Origin of the sequence: Cytobacillus firmus NBRC 15306 (assembly GCF_001591465.1) — a bacterium.
GTDB classification, from domain to species: Bacteria; Bacillota; Bacilli; order Bacillales; family Cytobacillaceae; genus Cytobacillus; species Cytobacillus firmus.
On record NZ_BCUY01000166.1, the window covers coordinates 1 to 2,988 of the forward strand.

The 2,988-nt window shown below is 30.1% G+C and carries 3 protein-coding genes and 1 pseudogene; 3 read left to right on the forward strand and 1 reads right to left on the reverse strand.

What is annotated here, in order from left to right; genetic code table 11:
- Positions 1–559: 559 nt before the first annotated feature.
- Entirely contained in the window at positions 560–1,018 is a 459-nt protein-coding gene (locus tag BFI01S_RS21385) for a hypothetical protein (RefSeq protein WP_061794380.1), read from the reverse strand.
- Between the two features lie 319 nt (positions 1,019–1,337).
- Between BFI01S_RS21385 and BFI01S_RS21390 the strand changes: the two genes are divergently transcribed.
- The 3 genes and pseudogenes from BFI01S_RS21390 to BFI01S_RS21400 all read left to right on the forward strand — a co-directional run.
- Positions 1,338–1,982: a hypothetical protein gene (locus tag BFI01S_RS21390; RefSeq protein ID WP_061794381.1), complete on the forward strand. Its 645-nt coding sequence runs from the start codon at positions 1,338–1,340 to the stop codon at positions 1,980–1,982.
- A gap of 348 nt (positions 1,983–2,330) precedes the next feature.
- Positions 2,331–2,624: a DUF5316 family protein gene (locus BFI01S_RS21395; RefSeq protein ID WP_009336415.1), complete on the forward strand. Its 294-nt coding sequence runs from the start codon at positions 2,331–2,333 to the stop codon at positions 2,622–2,624.
- 164 nt (positions 2,625–2,788) lie between these two features.
- Positions 2,789–2,988 (forward strand): annotated as a pseudogene (locus BFI01S_RS21400) (hypothetical protein); the annotation flags it as partial.

A 2,988-nucleotide genomic window follows, 5' to 3' on the forward strand; every position in this document is an offset into this window, starting at 1 on the left:
AGTATCTTTATCGATTGGTGTTTGGGGGATAATGGGAGTAATTAAACTTATTAAAAAAAATAATTAAGCTATGCAGATTTATGCAGCTAAACTAACCTTATCTTCAGGCTCAGCTAACAAAGCCAGACAGCTTAACAAATTAGGTGGCGTATATTCCGAATAGGATTGCGCTTTTTATAGTATTCTTTATTGAACAAACGGGCAGGTTAGTTCAATTAAAATTCACGAAGACTCGGAAATCCGTATTAAGGAACAATTACTTAGTATTAACAAGGAGTGGGTGCTATGTCAGATGCCCTATCTTTGTTAATGGGATTTCTGGTGTGGGTTTATAATAGTTTTAATGAACATTAAGAAAATGAATTTACAAAAAAGTAAATTTATCTATTTTAAGCCTTATTTCCATAATACTATCAAATCCCTAAAATATATTGTTAAAAAAACCGACCTCTAGTTGAGAACGGTTTTCTTAAATATTACAAAACTATTATACTATAATTAAACCTATAATTAGAGTATTTAATAGTACCTTACTTTAAACTTGAGGGTTTCTGTACACTTATTTAGAAATATAATCAAACATCTGAATGAATATTTCTTTATCAGTAGCTTCTTTAGATTTATAAACTTTAAAGACCTCTTTTTCTCCATTGGTATTTTTAAATCCTTGAATATAGGCACTATTATCATCTTTGGAATTTTCTATGTTCATATCTTCAGTAGTAAAAGCAAAGAGTTTAAATCCTTCAATTCCAACGAAAAACACAGGATATTCTACTTCTTTATAAAAGTTAACATATTTATTTTTATCAGCCTCATTAAAAAAGGCTTTAGTAATAATTAAGGCATCTAATTCTTCTTGTTCAGGTGTTAATGAATCAAGATTAACTTCTTTATATTGAATATTTTTAATTTTCGGCAAGTCCTTATTTTCAGTTACTCCAACAGTTAAGTGATCTCCATCATATCTTAACTCTTCATCTTTATTTGTTGCTGATTTCTCTTCAGCTCTTTCCATATTGTTGCACCCTACTAAAATAAGTATCACAAATAACAAAGTCATTAAACGCATTAATACACATCCTTTGGATAGCCTTATCAATAGTTTAACATTATATTAATAGTAACATATAACTATTTTGCCAGTAATTCACTTACCATTTAATGGTTATTTTTAAGATCATTCTACTAATTTACAAGTACTCACTTTACCAATTAATAACTTTTAAGTTAGAATGTGTAACTGTAACATTATTTAAATATTTCAACTGGAGTGATTATTTTGAAAAAAAACAGCTTTAACAATTGCAAGTTCATTAATTATTAGTGGTTCATTTATGTTTAGCCCGACACAGTCCAATGCAGAAGAACTAACCGATTCTAATAGTTCAGGAGTAATAGATCTTAATAATCTTGAAAAACTTGAGGAATCAGGGGATGTGAAAGTAACTATAAATAAACTTACCTATGATGAATTTATCGAAAATAGAGCAAAAGCTAAAGGTATAACTATAGAACAAGCAAAAGAAATATACAAAAATCCAAACAATACTTTAAATACACAGTCAGGAAAACGAACATTATCTACCATGTCTAGTGCATCAGATTTTAGCATGCATGAAATTAACATAGAACAAGATGTATCCTTGACCTATAAACCAACAGTACAAATCTTTGTATATACATATAATTCTGGTTCTTTTAGCCAATTTGACTTCATAGAAGAGGTTGATTTAGATCGTGATGGCTTTTCAAATCTATTTTCGAAACAATTCGCAGGAAAAGTGAATGCCAAAATAACAACTCCAACAAAAATTTGGTGGAATGTTAATGGTGACTTTTTTGATAATGGAACTACATCTGTAACAATGGGATTTGGTGGTGGACTAGGACAAAAAGTAACAGCAAGCTTTGAAGTTTCTCACGAAAGTAATCATTTTGACTATTATGAAAATACTGGAGTATACTCCATTTTCGATTGAAAATAAGGCTGCCATTTAGGTAGCCTTTTTGCCTTGAGGGGGAATAGTTTGGAATAGCATCAGAAGGAAAATGCTGATTTCCAATCTAATGTAGAAGTTAAATTTCTCTATTGTTGTAAGAGAGTAATTACATTAAAACAACGAAAGTTGCAGATTCTTTCTCTTAAATTCCTCTTTTGGTTTTTCAGGAATAGAAATCAATTAATTTATAAAAGCAATTTTTGAACCTATTTGATAATAAGTAATACTTAGGAAGGAAACAAGCTTCACAATAGTAAACATAATAATGACAAAATTGAAACAATTTAGCGTGTTATTCGGATAGTTAGTAAAAGGGAGGTTTGGGTTTTGAAGTATCTGGCTATTGGAATTGTTTTATCAATAACTGGTGTTTTGTTATCATTGGGTTTTTGGGAATTAAGTAAGGCTTACTTGGTGACAGGAGCAATTGGATTATTTTTTTTAGCAATTTCAGTTCTTATGTCAGGTTCTTTAGTTGGTACCCACCGAGTTAGGGCTGGTTTAGAAGCACCTGATTCTCCTGACGAAAGAAAGAAGCGAAAAAGAACAAGTATTGGCTCAGTTTTTATTGGATTACCAAATATTATAACTGCGTTCCTTCTTTATTTCATTCTTAACTAATAGGGTAAATCTAATTATTTAGATTGATCCAGCTGCCAGTATAGGTGGCCTTTTTTTTGACTAAAAGGACAGGTTAGCTACAAATATCATAAATTCCTTTTTACTTGTTAAAATTTAAATTTGTATCTTTTGTTTTATTATAGCTGCAATCGGAGGCCATTCGTATGATAAGAAGGTATAAAGCATATTTTTTTGTAATTTTATTAATCACTGCAGCTTTAGCTATCTTTGATAGTATAAACAGTTCAAATGTTAGTGAAGATGTCCGAAAGGAAAAGGATAAGTTAGCTTCTAAAGTTACAAGGTTAGAAAAAGAAAATGAAAATAGGTCTAATCTATTCGTAGAGGTAAGAGAGGAAAAGGA